This is a genomic window from Paenibacillus alkalitolerans, assembly GCF_016482785.1.
Taxonomy (GTDB): domain Bacteria; phylum Bacillota; class Bacilli; order Paenibacillales; family YIM-B00363; genus Paenibacillus_AE; species Paenibacillus_AE alkalitolerans.
In genome coordinates, this window is record NZ_JAEMXM010000009.1 from 90,889 (window position 1) to 107,419 (window position 16,531).

12 protein-coding genes and 1 pseudogene are annotated in these 16,531 nt (G+C 53.7%); 11 read left to right on the forward strand and 2 right to left on the reverse strand.

Features of this window, described 5'->3' with window-relative positions; genetic code table 11:
* Window positions 1-2: 2 nt before the first annotated feature.
* The 4 genes from JET16_RS15760 to JET16_RS15775 all read left to right on the forward strand — a co-directional run bounded on the left by JET16_RS15760 (window position 3) and on the right by JET16_RS15775 (window position 4,711).
* Complete coding sequence (locus JET16_RS15760) at window positions 3-1,541, forward strand: response regulator transcription factor (protein WP_199617348.1); 1,539 nt, start codon at window positions 3-5, stop codon at window positions 1,539-1,541.
* Window positions 1,542-1,553: 12 nt separating this feature from the next.
* Window positions 1,554-2,849 carry an extracellular solute-binding protein gene (locus tag JET16_RS15765; RefSeq protein WP_199617349.1) on the forward strand — a complete coding sequence of 432 codons (1,296 nt, stop codon included), beginning with the start codon at window positions 1,554-1,556 and terminating at the stop codon, window positions 2,847-2,849.
* Window positions 2,850-2,942: 93 nt separating this feature from the next.
* Window positions 2,943-3,683, forward strand: coding sequence for a ThuA domain-containing protein (locus JET16_RS15770; RefSeq protein WP_199617350.1), 741 nt, complete (start codon window positions 2,943-2,945; stop codon window positions 3,681-3,683).
* A complete protein-coding gene (locus JET16_RS15775; protein WP_199617351.1) occupies window positions 3,680-4,711 on the forward strand; it encodes a Gfo/Idh/MocA family protein in 1,032 nt (343 codons plus the stop codon). The genes JET16_RS15770 and JET16_RS15775 overlap by 4 nt, the downstream gene beginning before the upstream one ends.
* 155 nt (window positions 4,712-4,866) lie before the next feature.
* Here JET16_RS15775 and JET16_RS15780 read toward each other — a convergent pair.
* Both JET16_RS15780 and JET16_RS15785 read right to left on the reverse strand, forming a co-directional pair.
* Window positions 4,867-7,128: pseudogene (locus JET16_RS15780) on the reverse strand (xyloglucanase); the annotation flags it as partial.
* 60 nt (window positions 7,129-7,188) lie between these two features.
* On the reverse strand, window positions 7,189-7,980 hold the full coding sequence (locus tag JET16_RS15785) for a GH12 family glycosyl hydrolase domain-containing protein (protein ID WP_233531684.1): 792 nt from the start codon (window positions 7,978-7,980) through the stop codon (window positions 7,189-7,191).
* 565 nt (window positions 7,981-8,545) lie between these two features.
* On the opposite strand from JET16_RS15785, the gene JET16_RS15790 reads away from it, so the two are divergent.
* The 7 genes from JET16_RS15790 to JET16_RS15820 all read left to right on the forward strand — a co-directional run bounded on the left by JET16_RS15790 (window position 8,546) and on the right by JET16_RS15820 (window position 16,529).
* Complete coding sequence (locus JET16_RS15790; RefSeq protein WP_199617353.1) at window positions 8,546-10,132, forward strand: PucR family transcriptional regulator; 1,587 nt, start codon at window positions 8,546-8,548, stop codon at window positions 10,130-10,132.
* Between the two features lie 39 nt (window positions 10,133-10,171).
* Entirely contained in the window at window positions 10,172-11,224 is a 1,053-nt protein-coding gene (locus tag JET16_RS15795) for an XdhC family protein (RefSeq protein WP_199617355.1), read from the forward strand.
* Window positions 11,139-11,756, forward strand: coding sequence for an NTP transferase domain-containing protein (locus tag JET16_RS15800; protein WP_199617357.1), 618 nt, complete (start codon window positions 11,139-11,141; stop codon window positions 11,754-11,756). Before JET16_RS15795 ends, JET16_RS15800 begins: the two co-directional genes overlap by 86 nt.
* 241 nt (window positions 11,757-11,997) lie before the next feature.
* Complete coding sequence (locus JET16_RS15805) at window positions 11,998-13,551, forward strand: ABC transporter ATP-binding protein (RefSeq protein WP_199617359.1); 1,554 nt, start codon at window positions 11,998-12,000, stop codon at window positions 13,549-13,551.
* Complete coding sequence (locus tag JET16_RS15810) at window positions 13,529-14,641, forward strand: ABC transporter permease (protein ID WP_199617361.1); 1,113 nt, start codon at window positions 13,529-13,531, stop codon at window positions 14,639-14,641. Before JET16_RS15805 ends, JET16_RS15810 begins: the two co-directional genes overlap by 23 nt.
* A 17-nt stretch (window positions 14,642-14,658) precedes the next feature.
* Window positions 14,659-15,588: an ABC transporter permease gene (locus tag JET16_RS15815; protein WP_199617363.1), complete on the forward strand. Its 930-nt coding sequence runs from the start codon at window positions 14,659-14,661 to the stop codon at window positions 15,586-15,588.
* A gap of 35 nt (window positions 15,589-15,623) precedes the next feature.
* Entirely contained in the window at window positions 15,624-16,529 is a 906-nt protein-coding gene (locus tag JET16_RS15820) for an FAD binding domain-containing protein (protein ID WP_199617364.1), read from the forward strand.
* The last annotated feature ends 2 nt before the right edge of the window (window positions 16,530-16,531 follow it).

Below are 16,531 nucleotides of genomic sequence, written 5' to 3' on the forward strand. Positions count from 1 at the left end.
GTATGTTTCGGGTGATCATCGTCGATGACGAACCGGTGATCCGTTTCGGCATCAAAGCTTCTGTCGATTGGGAACGGGAGGGATTCCGGGTCACGGGCGATTATGCCAACGGTGCGGATGCGCTGGAAGCAATGAAAGCCGCACCGGCAGACATTCTTATTACGGATATAAAGATGCCTTTGATGGACGGCTTGACATTGACCCGCCGGGCTCTGGAGTTCCATCCTCAACTTAAGGTCATTCTGGTCAGCAGCTACAGCGAATTTGATTATGTAAGGGAAGGGTTGAAACTCGGCGTAGCGGATTATATTTTGAAACCGACGTTGGAGCCTGAAGACTTGCTTGATGTTGTGAAGAAATGTTCGGAAAAAATTCGGGAAGAAGCGCGTTTGGAAAGCAGGCTTATAGGGGTCCGCTCGGCAGAGCTGGAGCGGAGAAGACGCAGTTATGAGCAGGGATTGAAACGGTATTTGATCGACAAATCGGATGGACTTCCTGCGGACAGTCCCAGCTGGTTGAATGAGCCGTATGCAGCCGTATATGTCATGCTGAATCGTGTCAATGCATTGGAAGAAACGTATGGATTTCTCCATAAATCCATCGTGCTCGATCAGCTGGTTGACGCGTTATACCGGCGCATTCCGGAAGGGATCGCATTCCCTGCGGCCGAGAACGAATTGTTTCTCTTGCTGCCGGGCGGCGGCGAACATTTGAGTAATGAGTTGGTTTTATTGAAAATGGCGTTGGAAGAAGAAATAGGGACGACCGTATCGCTCGGTTATGATACCGGCGAGGACGCAGACGGCGTGAAGTCGTGCTTTCACAACAGTAAAGCAGCATGCGGGCGACGTTTCTTTGAAGGAGAAGGCATTTATCGATACGAATCGATGATCCGGAATGCTGAACGTGACGACCGGCATCTTCCGATGATGGTTCAGACGGTTCCGAGCCATAGCGGCGATCAGCTGTGCGAAATCATAGGACGATGGCGCTCCAGGTGGTCGTCCGGCGGCAAATCCCCTTCGGCGTTGAAAGAAGAAGCATGCAGGGTACTTTCGATGCTGTTTAAACATTCTGCGGATCCATATGCGCTTGTCGAATCGTTCGATCGAATGTTCAAGTCCGAAACGTTGGAAGAGCTGTGCGAGCTGTTGGAAGAGCAAGCGTTGGAGCTTCGAAAGCACAATTCCGACAATGTGGAGAGACTGGCCTCCCACAATCCGGTTGACAAGGCGTTGGAATTTATCCGGGAACATTATCTTGAGCCGTTGACGCTGCAGCAGGTTGCCGATTACGTGCACGTGAGTAAAAATTATTTTTCCATTCTGTTCAAGAAAACGACGGAGCAAAATTTTATCGATTTTATCATTCATTTGCGCATCGAAAAAGCGAAAGAGCTATTGGCCGGCACGGATTTGAAAATTTACGAAGTGGCGGAACGGTCCGGATTTAACGATGTCAAATATTTCAGCAAGCTGTTCAAGAAGATGTCCGGATTAACGCCGATCGAATACAGAGATAACCATATATTAAGATCGTAAGGGGGAGGGGCCGTGCGGAAGCGCTTAGTGCTCATCATTGCTCTGTCGTTCGCGTTGATGGCGGTAATTGCAACCGTCGGCTGCGCGAATACCGGAATCATAGAGAATGCTGCAGGCGTTCAAAGGCTGGAAGACGAACCTCAAAAAACCGTCGTCATATGGCATACGTACAGCGACGAAGAAACGAGGCTGTTCGAGCAGGAAGTCATTCCTGAGTTTGAGCGGGAGTACCCCGGCATTCATATCGAATCTGTCCGCCAATCATCCAACGAGGAATATCAAGCTGCTCTTATTGCGAGAGCTTCCGCAGGCAAACCGCCGGATGTGATCCGGCTGGATTATTCGTGGGTTCCGAGGTTCGCGGATCGGGGACTGCTGTATCCGTTAAACCGGTTTTCGGATTTTGAAGACGTTGCAATGCAGCTTCGCGACCATATGCTGGAGACGAACCGGTACGGCGGCAGCTTCTACGGTTTACCGCTCAATATCAATACGAAGGCCGCTATTTACAACAGGACGCTGTTGGAAGAAGCGGGGTTTGACGCGCCTCCGAGCTCCATGCGGGAAGTCGTAGACGCGGCCCGGAAACATCGTTATATCATCGGGATGGCCGAGCTTAATTTATGGTCGAGCTTACCCTACTTCTTCGGATTGGGGGGAAGGCTTGCAGATGAGCATTTCACGCGAACGGAAGGGTATTTTAACAGCGATGAAAGCGTGCAAGCGATAGAGACACTCGTGAGCTTATATCGTGACGGTGTGATCAATCCGCATTTGCTCACCGGAAACGGTGATTTATGGACCGGTGTGCACTCCGGCCGGAAGCTGTTCATGATCGACGAAGGACCGTGGTATTACAGCATTTTGCTAAACACGAAAATATTAAAGGTGGACTTGCTGAAAGCTACGCAAGCGGCTCCATTCCCATCCGGCGGGGTGTACGGATCTATCATCGGAGGGGAAAGCCTGGTATTGACGAAAGGAAGCCGATATAAGGAAGAGGCGTGGACGTTTATCCGGTGGATGATGCGTAAAGAAACGCAATCCGTTATGTTTAAAGCCGGATTAATTCCGACGAATATGGAAGCTTTTCAAGAGTATGAGATCGGCAGGACGGACAACGTGTATATTGACGCTTTTATGAAAGGTGTCGAGGATGCTTTTTACCGGCCTCCCCTTCCGCAGTGGAATGAAATTGAGCGAATATATGAAGGAGCGATGGAAGACATATTTGTGGGCGGGCGTAATATAAGGGAAACTTTGGACGAAGCATCTTCCAAGATCGATGCGCTGCTTGCGAACAAGTGAATTTATTGCACCATTTCGTGTATATATTTCTCCCGGATCGGTTTTTTCCTTGTGTACAATGAAAGCAATTCATGACGAAAGCAGGGGATGAACTTGATTAGAATAACGATCTGGAATGAGTTTGTGCATGAGCGGAAGGGCGGGGCGGCTTCGGCCGTTTATCCGGAAGGAATTCACGTGGCGCTTTCGCGCGGGCTGGAATCGCATGATTTCGCCATTCGCACCGCTACGATGGACGAGGCCGAACACGGTCTTACCGAACAAGTGTTGAATGATACCGATGTATTGATTTGGTGGGGACATCTCGCGCATGACCAAGTTTCGGATGAAATCGTCGACAAGGTGCACCGTAAAGTGTTGGACGGCATGGGGCTCATCGTGCTTCACTCCGGCCACTGCTCCAAAATATTCAACAAGCTGATGGGGACGAGAACGTGCAGGCTGAAATGGCGCGAAGCGGACGAGAAAGAACGGCTCTGGGTCGTGCAGCCGTCGCATCCGATTACGGAAGGCATCGGCGAATTCATTGAGCTGGATAAAGAGGAGATGTACGGTGAGCATTTCGATGTGCCCGCGCCGGACGAGCTTATTTTCGTCAGCTGGTTTGAGGGCGGCGAGGTGTTCCGGAGCGGGATGACGTATGCGAGGGGAAGAGGGAAAATCTTTTACTTCCGTCCCGGTCATGAAACGTATCCGACCTATTACAGCAAGGATGTGTTAAAGGTGATCGGCAACGCAGCGAAATGGGCGGCTCCCGCAAATACGCCGGTTCCGGTCTACGGAAATGCGGTTCCTCTGGAAACGATCAAGAGCAAGAAGGAGACATCGGTATGACCCGGCACCAAATCAGAGTCGGCTTGATCGGGCTGGGCGGCATGGCCAACCATCACGCCCGGCTGCTGTCCGAAATACCGGAAGCCGAGATTACCGCTATTTGCGATGTCAATGCCGAGTTATTGCGCACGGTCGGCGATAAGCTGCGTGTAGCAAGGCGATACCAAGATTATGCATCGATCGTCCAGGATTCGAACGTCGATTGCATCGTCTCCGTCGTTCCGAACAAGTTTCATGCGGAAATATTGGATTTATGCATTCAATACGGGAAGCCGTGCATGACGGAGAAACCGTTTACGGTGGATTTCGCCGAGGCGGAGCTGCTCAAAGAGAAGTACGAGAAATCGCCGATTCCATGTATGGTCGGCTTCTCTTACCGTTACGTGGCGTCGTTCCGTTACGCCAAGCATCTGATCGAACAAGGGGAACTGGGCGATATTCGGCATATCTCGGCAAATTACCTGCAGCAGTGGGGGGCGGAAATGTTCGATACTCCGTACAGCTGGAGGTTCAGCAAGACGATGTCGGGATCCGGCGCTTTGGGAGACTTGGGCGCGCATATGATCGACGCCGCCCGGTACTTCGCAGGCGAATTTGCTTATGTGTCGGCCGTAATGAAGACGTTCGTGAAGGAGAGACGGCTGCCTGATTCGGAACAAATGCGAACGGTCGATGTTGACGATTTCGCCGCTTTCGTCGCCGGCTTCGAGAACGGGGCGGCAGGGGTGTTCACCACATCGAGAAATGCGATCGGCTTCGGAAACCATCTGGAAGTTACGCTATTCGGGACAAAGGCGACGATCCAAGTGAACTGCGAGCATCCGAAAACGGTGAGACGTTGGGGGAAGCGATCCGCAGAGGTCGATTCCAATGTGGAGACGCTTAACGTCCCCGAACGGTTCGAGCTGAACCAGCTCCAGGATTTCCTCAACATGATTCGTGGAGAAGGAACGAAAGAGCTGCCGGATTTCCGCGACGGATATGAAAACCAGAAAGTTTTGGATATGCTCATCCGATCCTCCGGATAAACATTTGCCGATGGCTGGAAAGTTCAGACCGTCATGGATGCCGTCAAGCAATCCGCAGCGGAAAGAAGATGGATCGCCATCGAGACGTAATAAAAAATCTCGCCTGACGGCTGCTGTGCCGCCAAGCGAGATTTTTTTTCCTGTCATTCCGACGGATCGCCGTAAATGATGCCGCGGCCGTTAGTTCCAAGATAGACGCGCCCGTAAATTCTCGGGTCGCCCGTTATCGCACTGTTGGTGACGCCGTATTGATGCAGGTCGTCATTGATCCGCACCCAAGTAACACCAGCGTCGTCCGAACGGTAAATACCCCTTACGTTATCGATTTTGGCTGACACGTACAATGCCATGTAAGTTTTTCCCGGCGCCGCTTTACCGAATCCGACGACGTCGGCTTCCTGGACGTTCGCCAGCTTGGCGAACGAAGCGCCGGAGTCGGTCGAATGCCATAGACCGTAAACGCCTGCAGCACCGCTGCCTCCGGCGAGCCATATATCTCCTTCGTTGCCCGGCATCGCCTTAAAGTTGAGGCCGCCTTCGCTTGGCAAACCTGTTGCCGCGGTTTGAGCGAAGGTGGCTCCTCCGTCGTTGCTGACGTAGAATTTGCCGGCAGAGACGGCGTAGAATTTGTTCTTGTTCACGCGGTCGGCGGCAATTTCCGCATTGGCGGGAACGCCGGAGCTGGCACTCCATGATTTGCCCCCCGATTTCGAGTAGAATACGCCCACATCGGGCGTACTCCATACCAAAGAGCTGCCGTCGGCTGCCACCGCGATCATGCCGCCGCCTTTCGTACCGTTTGGCTCCGCGCTCGGGTTGGACCAGGTTGCACCGCCGTCGCTGGAGATCGAGATCGATTTCGCCCGCGTATTCGACTCGTAATCCGCTTTTCCGACCCGCGCTATATAGCTCGGTTTCAACTCCGCATAATCGATGCTCGCAGTACTGTTCGGATTGGCCAATATTTTGTCCGGGGCGACGGTAATGTCTGTGTGCCGGAAGCCGGAGACGTCAAAGACGGCGCTTAGCAGAGGCGCTCCGGCAGGCGGGCTGATGAGGTCGGCGACCGCCATTTCTTCCAATCCCTTGGCCATGACGGAAATATTGATTTTCCCTCCGGTGTCCCAATCGGTCAAATTGTTCGTTCCGTATATCGTGGCCCCGGTGCCGTACATCATGCGGTTGGAGTTGAACGGATCGATTTCAAGATCGCCGATCATCCAGCCGAGCTTGGGAGATACTTCCGGCGACCTTGCATCATATTGCGCTTCGAGGTCGAGCCATGGGGCTGCGGAGATATCCTGCGTATATCGGAACGTTCGATTCGGATACCTCGCCCAGTCCCATATCCGGGTCCATGTAGCGCCTCCGTCGGTACTGCGGAATATGATCGCATCCGGCCACCAGGAGTTCAAGCTGGCGACCATGAGCGTATCCGGATGCTGCGCGTCCACGGCAAGGCCGCCGTAGCCGTAATAATTGTCGCTGCTGCTGCTCGGAACCGGACTGACGTTCGTCCATACGCCCGTCGCCGTATCGAACTTCCACACATCGCCTTTCGTCCCGTCGTACGGGCCGACGCCGTCGCTGTAGCTGATATACAGATTGCCGTTTGCGGACAGCACACCGTGATGAGGCAGATAGCCGGTAGGCTGACCTGGCACGGCCGACCACGTCGCGCCTCCGTCGGTACTGCGGTAAATGCTGGTTCCCTTATCCGCAACGCCGACATAAATCGTCTGGGTGGCGTTGCCTGGCGTGCCGGTTCTCGGATCGAAGGTAATCCAGGCGAGCCCGACAATGTCGGATTGATAGGAATTGGAAGGGTCTTGGACGTAAGTGCCCGGGTTCGGGAAGCTGCTTACCTTAGTCCATGTGATTCCGTAATCGGTGCTCTTCCAGAGACCGTTGCCGCTGCGTGCCCCGAAGAAGAGGATGCTGTTGTTGTTCGGGTCGATCGTGAGCCGTTCGCCGATCGAACGGCCGGGCATGTTGCCGCCCACTTTGAACGGCAGCTGCGTCTCCTGCCACGTATTTCCCCTGTCGGTGGAGCGCATAATGTAACCGTTATTCGGATCCCATTCGTTCGTATACATGCCCACTGCGGCGTAGACGCGGTTCGGATCGACAGGATCGGTCGCAAGGGCGTCGACGCCGAGTTTGCCCCAATCGTCCCATCCGACGAAATCGAGCAATGGAACCCAGCTGCTGTCGGCGGGGTTCCAGCGGTATGCGCCGCCGATATCGGTTCGAGCGTAAATCAAATTCGGTTCGGAGGCGTTAAATATAATGCCGGGAACAAAGCCGCCGCCGGCGCCAGTCACGACGTTGCGCCAAGTATAGGGCTGGCTCGCCGCCGCTTCCGCATTCGAGGGCGGGACAATCGCCGGCGAGACAATCGCAACGGCCGCCAGCATGCAGGCTAATATTGCGTTCAACAACTTTCTCATCGTTTTCGAACCTCCTTTTCAACGCCATTATTGGACATTTACGCTATAGCTGTTTATATGGAAATTTCCGCTTCCGGTAAATATTTCAGAGCCGAATTCCACGCTGCTGATGAATTTCGAATTGCTCATCCAATTTTTCGTGTACACGACATAATGGATGAAATCCCGCAAGTTCATGCTGCTGCTGCTTGTATTGGACGTTCTTACGAAGGAGAATACATTCCAGCCAGTGCCGTTTCCGGCGTTCAGCCAACCTTTGTACAATCTCCAGGAAGAGCCGGCAATGCTAACGGTTTCAACATAAGAGCCGAGCGGTCCGGCATTCGTATTATTGAGCCAGATCATAATTTCGTCCGTCGGCGTCGAATTGTCAACCGCGTTATTCGTGTTATGTACCCAGATGTCGTAAGCTGCGTTATAGGTACCGTTCGCACTAATAGAGTAGTTGACCGACGCGTTAATATTTTTGTTGTCCCAGATGCGTGTCGGAAATCCGCTTCCTGTCGTATAGCCGTTAGTCCAATGCCAACCGGATACAATGGAAGGGTAGGCCTTTACAGATCCCGGATTCGCGGTACCCCAATTCCACGTCCACCCCATGTCGTAATTATTATTGTAATAGATCGATTGCCACCAACCGGAGCTGGCGCTGTTGCTGCCCCACGTATTATTGAACAAATAATACTTGTTGTTCCCCCAATAAATCTTGGCAAAAGGCGTAGACGAAGATGCCGCATATGCAATTGATCCAAACAGCATCACTGCCGCCAAAACTGCGGTGAAAGCGATCGTCTTTTTGCTTTTCAACATGTGTCTCATTAAGAAATGCCTCCTAAATGAAAATACATTCAATGTGACGGATCCGAGCCGATAGAAGGAAGATTGCGATAGTGGCTGTTAGGCCTCACCTCCCTATGAATCACCACACAGTTTGCCTTGTTAAACAACACCTCCTGCCGTAGTTAGTTAAAATGGGACATTTTGTCTTTTGTGAATGCGCTTACATTTTATCATGAACAAATATCGGGCCATACCTGATGAATTAAAGGAATTTTACCCCAATTTTTTGACATTTCCAGGGAATGCACAGAAAATAACCTCCTACCGGTTTGACGGAATGCGCTTCGTGGCTGAGCAATTTATGTACCTGATAACGATACGATGACTGCCTCCCTTGATTGTGTGGCGGTCTATTATTTATAAATATGGTACATTAGTGTTATATAATATGCCGTAGTTTTTGATCAACGATCCGAAATCAGTATTCAAATGTAATAAAAATTGACCTATAATTATCAATATAGTTTGTTATTATAATCATTTATCATTATAAGTCATGTATATGTAAATAAAGGTAACGCGAAACATTGTGGAGGTGAACAACATGCATCTTACCGTAGAGCAAGCGTTATCGATCTATCCTTTGTCGGAGGGGAAATTGATTGCGGGGTCGGGAGGCAAAAATCGGGTCGTCAAATCGATCAACGTTATGGACGCGCCGGATATTTCCGATTGGATCAAGGAAGGGGAGATGTTGTTCACAACCGCGTATTTGATCAAGGATCACCCGGAAGATGCGGCGCAACTGCTGCATAAGCTCAATGGCAGGGGTTCGTCGGGTCTCGGCATCAAGCTTGGCCGTTTCTGGGATTCAATCCCGGTGTCGTTGGCGGCGGAAGCGGATGAGCTTGATTTTCCGCTCATCGAACTGCCTTACCAATTCACATTTTCCGACCAAATGAACGGGTTGTTCCGTGCGGAGATGCAGCGCAACACCCGTGCGCTGCACGCCGTGTTGGAAAAGCAGAAGCGATTGATCCGGTTTGCGCTTCAGTCCAATCATATGGAGCAGCTGTTCGACGCTTTCACGGATGTCATCGGCTATCCGATCGCCGTTATCGGCGCCAGAGGACAACTGGTGTATAACAACTCGGGATATCCCGGACCGGAAGTGCTGCGCGGTTGGCCGTGGCAGCCAAGGAATCAGCGCATGAGAGGCGGCGATTGGCAGGCGTTCAGGGTTCCGCTCTTAAACAGGGATAAGAACGCCGGATTCGTCTTGTTTTTCACTACGGAACCGTTTGATCTCGGAATAGAACAAAATTTGTTTGTCCAAGCGGCAGAGTTGATATCCTTTCATATGAATTTCAACTATCAAGATTATTTTGAGCGTTCGCTTCATAAGGATTTCGGTATGTTGATTAAACGCTGTTTAAATAACGGGTTGTCGATCGAAGGGTTGATCGATTACGCCGATAAGCTGGATATCGGCTTATTTCACGGAGCGTTTCAATGCGTTCTGACCGACATCGCCGGTCCTCCGGACGATGCCGGCGCGCGTCAAGGCCGGCTGCTTCGCTTGAAGGAAGAGTATTTGGGTCATCCCGCCATACACGAATTGAGGGGCATCCATGTCGTGATGGATGAAGGGCTGCTGTCGGTGTATCCCGCCGATCAAGCCGGAATCGAGAAGCTGCCCGAGCTCTTAAGCGCCTGCTTTAACAGCTTGGGGTTTCAGGGGGAATCGTTTCCGAAAGCGGCGGTGAGCGGGCGGAAAACAAGAGCGGAGCATCTGCGGGAAGCTTTCTCCGAGTCCAAGGAAACGCTGCGGATGGCTCTTCGCTGGGGGCTTCGGGAACACGTCGTTCACTATCAATATCTGGATTTGTCTTTCTTGTTCGAACAAGTTTCGAAAGAGCGGATGGAGAAATACTGCAATAACATGCTTAACGGTCTGCTAAGCAAAGAACCTGATTATGTTCAAGAGATGCTTCGGACGCTGGAGGTTTATTTGGAAAATGACGGCCATGTAAACGAGACGGCAAAGAAACTGTTTATTCACCGGAATACGGCGACGTACCGGATCGAGAAGTTAAGCGAGATGCTGGAGGTCGATTTGAAGAAAATAAACGATCTGCTGCGCTTGAAGCTGGTGTTTTTATTCCGCCGTATGTTGGAACGCGAATGCTGATAGAGTGGGAATGTTTTGCGCGAAAGAGGTGACGGTCGCATGGATGTGCATGCAATACTATCATGCGTTAAACGTGGCGGCGGTTCGTTGGTGTTAGCTACGATCGTTAATGCCGAAGGGCATTCGTACCGGAAGGCGGCGGCGTGCCTGCTGTTTCGGGATGACGGCGAACGGCTCGGGAGCATTAGCCCCGGCTGTCTCGAGAGCGATTTGCAGCTTCGGGTGGCGGATATTTTAACGAGGGGCAAATTCGAAATCGTGGAATACGATATGAGGTCGACCGAAGATTTCTCTTGGGGGGAAGCGGTTGGCTGCGGAGGGAAAATACGCGTGCTGTTGGAGCCGGTCGAAGGCTTTCTTCGGGATATACTGTGTGAAATCCATGATCGTACGTCCAATGGGGAATCGCTCCGGCTGCACCGTTGGCTGGAGAGGGGAGCCGTCAGATACCGGTTGGTATTCGGTCATAATTCCCGCAAATCGGCGGTAATGTATGGCGACGGCGGTCGTCCGCTGCTGATCGAAACCGAATATTCGCCGCGGCAGCGACTCATCATTTTCGGAGCGGGCTTGGATGCGCAGCCCATTGCGTCATTGGCCGGGCGGCTCGGCTTTCAGGTCGCGGTTGCCGATTGGCGGGAGGATTTATGTACGAACGAACGGTTTCCGGGGGCTCAATTGGCGGTCGGTCAGGCGGATGATGCGGTCCGCTCGCTCCGAATCGGGCGCAAAGATTATGTGTTGGTATGCAGCCATCATTTTCGCAGGGATAAACAATGGTTGGAGGCGGTCATTCCGATGGCGCCTGCCTATATCGGGATCATCGGTTCGCAAAGCAGAATCCGTTCGCTGCTGGACGGGATTGAGCGTCCGCCTTCGCTCCATGCCCCCGCAGGCTTGCCCATCGGTGCGGACGGACCCGAACAAATTGCGGTCAGCATAGTTGCGGAGCTTATTCAAATCGCGCGCCGAGACGCGCCGGAAACTTGGAGAGGAGAGATTCGAAATGTTGGTGGCCGGTATTTATTTGGCGGCGGGACAGAGCAGGCGGATGGGGACGCCGAAGCTGTCTCTGGAGCTGTCTTCGGGTAGGAAATTGGGGGCGGTCGCTCTTGAAGAGCTTGCCCGCTGCGAAGAGCTGAGTCCCCTCGTTGTGGTGGTGAGAGCGGACGATCCGCTTGGTTGGTTGCCTCCGGCGGGTAACTGGAGAGTCGAGACTTGTTTTACGGCTTCGCTCGGATTTTCTTTCTCGTTGCGCTGCGGCTTGAATGCGGTCCTGCCTTACAATCCGGACGCTGTGCTCGTCACTTTGGCGGATCAGCCGTTCATCCGGGCGGAATCGGTCAAGCGGCTCATTGACGCATTCCGCAAACAGCCCGATTTGGATTATGCGGCAAGCGGCAATAACGGGGCGGGCATGCCTCCGGTATTGTTCTCTAAAACCATGGTTCCCGTGCTGGAGAGATTGGAAGGGGACCGGGGCGCGAGAGGTATATTTGAATCGCCGGATTATCGCGGAATCACTATAGATGTCGAATCGCCGGAATACTTTATGGACGCCGACACGGAGCAAGATTTCCAGCACATCCAAAACCATTGGATAAAGAAATCAAAGCTTTCATAGACATTACATGAAATGGCTAAGATGTGCGTCGTTGTGTAATTTAGTGCGAAATCTACAATGAATAGAGACCAATTTTATAACAAGTTACAAATTGATGTTAAGTATATTTACGTTTATGTCACGTATGCATATAGTGAATATAAACATCGACAGCCGGCGGCGCAGCGTCCATATCGTACGGTACGACAATCCCTTTGCCCAAAGGGATTGTTCTACATAGAACCGAAAGGAGGCGATAATCATGATTCACGGCTATTCCGTCGAAATGCGGCAAATTGTGAAACGGTTCGGTACGACAATAGCAAACGACCGCGTCGATTTTTCGGCGAAAGCCGGAGAAATTCACGCGCTGCTCGGGGAGAACGGGGCTGGTAAGAGCACGATAATGAGCATGCTGTCCGGCGTGTACCGGGCGGACGAGGGCGAGATATACATCCGCGGGAAACGGGCGAGAATACGTTCGCCCAAGGATGCGGCGGCATTCGGCATCGGGATGGTGTTTCAAAGCTTCAGGCTCGTTCAAAGCTTGACCGCGCCGGAAAATATAGTGCTTGGCGAATCGACGCCGATATGGCGGGGAAGCAAATGGATAAAAGAGAAGCGGCAGGAAATCGTGTCGATCGCCGAACGGTTCGGCTTGACGTTTCCCGTTGACCGGCCTGTTTGGCAGCTGTCGGTCGGCGAGCAGCAGCGCATTGAAATCGTCAAAACACTTTACCGCGGCGCCGACATTATCATACTTGACGAACCGACCTCCGTATTGACGCCGGGAGAGACGGAGCAGCTTTTTCTAACGCTGGAGCGGATGAAACGGGAAGGGAAAACGGTCATCATGACAACGCACAAAATGAATGAGGTCATGACCGTTTCCGACCGGATCTCCGTCATGCGCAAAGGCCGCATGATCGCGACGACGGAAACGGCGGCTACGAACGAGCGGGAGCTTGCGCAGCTGATGGTGGGAAGAGAGGTGTCTCTGAACCGGCAATTCAGAAACCCGTCGCAGGGGAAACCGCTGTTGATCGTAGACGGGCTTGAAGTTTATGCGGAGCATGGGCGCAAAGCGCTGGACAATCTGAGCCTCTGCGTAAACGAAGGGGAGATTGTCGGTGTCGCCGGCGTCGCGGGGAACGGACAGAAGGAATTGGCGGAAGTGCTTACCGGGTTGAGGACGTGGAAGAGCGGAACCGTACGGTTCAACGGCAAGACGTTAACGTCCGCTTCGGTGAGAGGCTCCATTGAATCCGGTATTTCTCATGTTCCCGAAAATCGGATGAAAAGCGGGTTGGCCGGCGGTCTTGGCGTCGCCGATAACTTGCTCATGAAGTCTTACAGGGACAAAGACCGCTCCGTGTTCGGCTTTCTCCGTACCGGCAAGAACAGGGCATGGTCGCAGTCGCTTGTCGAGCAATTCGACGTGAAGACGCCGAATTTGGATACCCCCGTCCGGCAGCTGTCCGGAGGCAATCAGCAGAAGCTGTTGTTTGCCAGGGAAATTGCGCAAAAACCGAAGCTTATGGTCGCGGTACACCCTACACAGGGTCTCGATGTCGGCGCGGCGGAAAGCGTCCGCCGCATGCTGACGGAATTGCGCAATAGCGGCAGCAGCGTGCTGCTCATTTCGGAGGATCTCGATGAAGTGCTGCAGTTATCCGACAGGGTCGTAGTTATTTATAACGGTAAAATTTTCGGAGAATCCGGCCCGGACCAAGCGAACAGACAGCGTATCGGCATGCTGATGGCAGGCGTGTGCGAATTGAGGGGGACTCATCATGAACCGGCAAACTTTGTCTGACGCCCTGTCCCTAGAGATGGCCGCTCCGTCGAAGAAGAAGCGCTTCTCATTCCGGCTTTCGCTTGATCCGTCCGTGCAAAGAAGCCCATGGTGGACCCCGGTCGCGTCCGTCGTCTTGGCGCTTGCGTTTTGTGCTTTGTTCTTGGCGGTGAACGGACTGAATCCGATCCCGGTATATCAAAAGATGTGGACGGGCGCTTTCGGCACAACGTTCGGCATCACCGAGACGCTCGTCAAAGCGATCCCGCTGCTGCTGTGCGGTATCGGCGTTTCCATTGCCTACCGGATTTCCGTTTGGAATATCGGAGCGGAGGGCCAGTTCATCGCCGGCGCGATGGCCGCGACGGCGGTTACGGTGTATGTACCGGCTTTGCAGAACGGTTGGGCCATCCCGTTGATGATCGTTGCCGCCGTTGCTGCCGGCGGGTTATGGGGGCTGTTGACCGCAATTCCGAAAACGCACTTCCAAGTCAACGAACTGATCACCTCGCTCATGCTGAATTATGCAGCCTTGCTGGCATTGGACTACGTCGTGTTCGGACCATGGAAAGACCCGAAGGGCTTTAATTTTCCCGGATCTCCGGTATTTACGCAAGCGCAGTCTTTGCCCGTTCTGGGGGATACGAGGCTCCATTCGGGATTGTTGTTCGCCCTTATCGCCGTTGCGTTGTATGCAATCGTGACCGGATTTACCCGATGGGGCTACGAGCTGCGGTTGATCGGAGCGAATCCGGCTGCAGCGGCGAACGCGGGCATTCGGATCAATAAGCATATTATTGCCGTGATGCTGATCAGCGGCGCATTGGCCGGCTTGGCCGGAATGGCCGAGGTTTCCGGCGTTACCCATAAGCTCATGCAGGGCGTTTCGCCGGGCTACGGATATACGGCCATCATCGTCGCGTGGCTCGCCAAGCTGAATCCGGCGGGTCTCATCGTTTCTTCGTTTCTGTTCGGCGGATTGATCGTGGGAGGATACAGCGTGCAAACGATCGGTTTGCCTTCCTCCATATCCGAAATGCTCCAAGGAGCGATATTGTTTTTCCTCATCGCGGGCGACATGATCGCGAAATTCCGTGTGCGGCGCGGTTGAAAGGAGCGGGACAGAGCATGGATTTTACAATTCAGTTATTGATCGCGGCCGCCGCATCCGGCACCCCGCTGCTTCTGGCCGCTTTGGGCGGCATATTGAACGAACGTTCCGGCATCATTCAGCTGGGGGCCGAAGGGCTTATGCTAATGGGAGCGGTCACCGCATGCGTTACCTATTTGCAAACCGGAAGCATCGCTTTGACGCTGCTGTCAGTCTTGTGCGCGTCCGCCGTGCTGGGGCTCGTGCACGCTTTCGTATGCGTGACGCTTCGCGCGAATCAGATTATGGCGGGATTGGCTATGACGCTGTTCGGCAGCGGCTTGAGCGCCTATCTCGGCAAACCGTTCAGCGGGATTCCGCTTTCCGGCGCAATGCCGAAGCTTCATATACCGTGGTTGGAACCGGTACCTGTCATAGGGGACATCTTCGCCCGTCTCGATATGCTGACGTGGTTCAGTCTGCTGCTCATTGCAGCGCTTCACCTGCTCATCCATCGTACGTCTTGGGGGCTGCATCTGCGGGCGGCCGGCGACGATCCGGCGACCGCCGACGTGATGGGCATCCGCGTGCAGCTGCTCCGTTACGGATATGTCATCGCCGGTTCGGTGCTGATCGGCCTTGCCGGTGCGGATTTGATTCTTGTTTATACGCCGAGTTGGACCGAAGGGATGACGGCGGGGAAAGGGTGGATCGCCGTCGCGCTCGTTATCTTTGCCCGGTGGAACCCGGTGCGGGCGTTGTTGTGCGCTTACTTCTTCGGCGCGCTGGATTCGCTCGGATTCCGTATACAGCTGACCGGTAGCGGCATCCCCGCTTATTTCTTGAAGATGATTCCGTACGTCGTCACGATTGCCGTGCTGATGTATCTCGGATGGCGCAACCGGAACAGGCCTTCCGGCATGCCGGAGTCGCTCGGGGTGCCGTATATCCGGGAACAGCGATTATAGTTTTTTAAAAAAAATGGTGCGGGGGTGATTGTGACGTGGCCATTGGAAACGAGGGGTTGCTTCTTGCGCCGGCCGTGCTGCAGCCGCACGACCTCCGCGACGCGTGGCGCATGAAGCATAAGCTGGGGGACGAGAGCCTCTATATTTCCGGCGGAACGCTGCTTCGTACCCGGTGGGAAACCGGAGCGGCTCCGATTCCCAGGTATTTGATCGATCTGAGATCGATCAAGGGATTGACGGGGGTTTCCATGACGGCGAACCATATTGCGATCGGCGCGCTGTCTCCGTTGTCGGATTGCCGCAATAACGCTCTGCTGCAGCGTGTTGCACCGGCACTTCATGAAGCGCTTCGCTCCATCGCCGCTCCGTCGGTGCGAAATTTGGCGACGATCGGCGGCAACGTCGTTTCGGGAGCCGGCGACGCGCTGCCGGCGCTCTTGATTTATGACGCCGAATTGGTCTGGTTTGACGGCCGGCATGCGGCGGCGGAGCCGGCGGAGGATTGGCTGCGGCGGTTAAAATATCGTTCCGCGCCCGAAGACCGCATCTTGACGGAAATCCGTCTGCGCGCGGTTGACGCCGTCGGTCAAAGCGGAGGAGACGGTTTGCGTAAGTTTGAGGCGTACCGCAAAGTTGGCCGGAGAGAGGCTTTCACTCCTTCGCTAGTAACGGTCGCATTATCCGCAACCGTGGATCGGGACGGCCGTTTCACCGATATCCGCATCGCGGCCGGAGGAGGATCGGCGACGCCGCAGCGCCTGGCCGCCGCCGAAGCGTTACTGCGCGAGACGATTCTCAGTGAATTGACATACGGTTCTTTATATATGGCAGTGTACGAGGAATATGAAGCTTGCCCGGATGCGTTCGCATCCGCGGATTATCGGAAGAAAACGGCGGGAAACCTCGTCGTATCCGAGATTTGGTCAGCATTTGCGCAATAAAG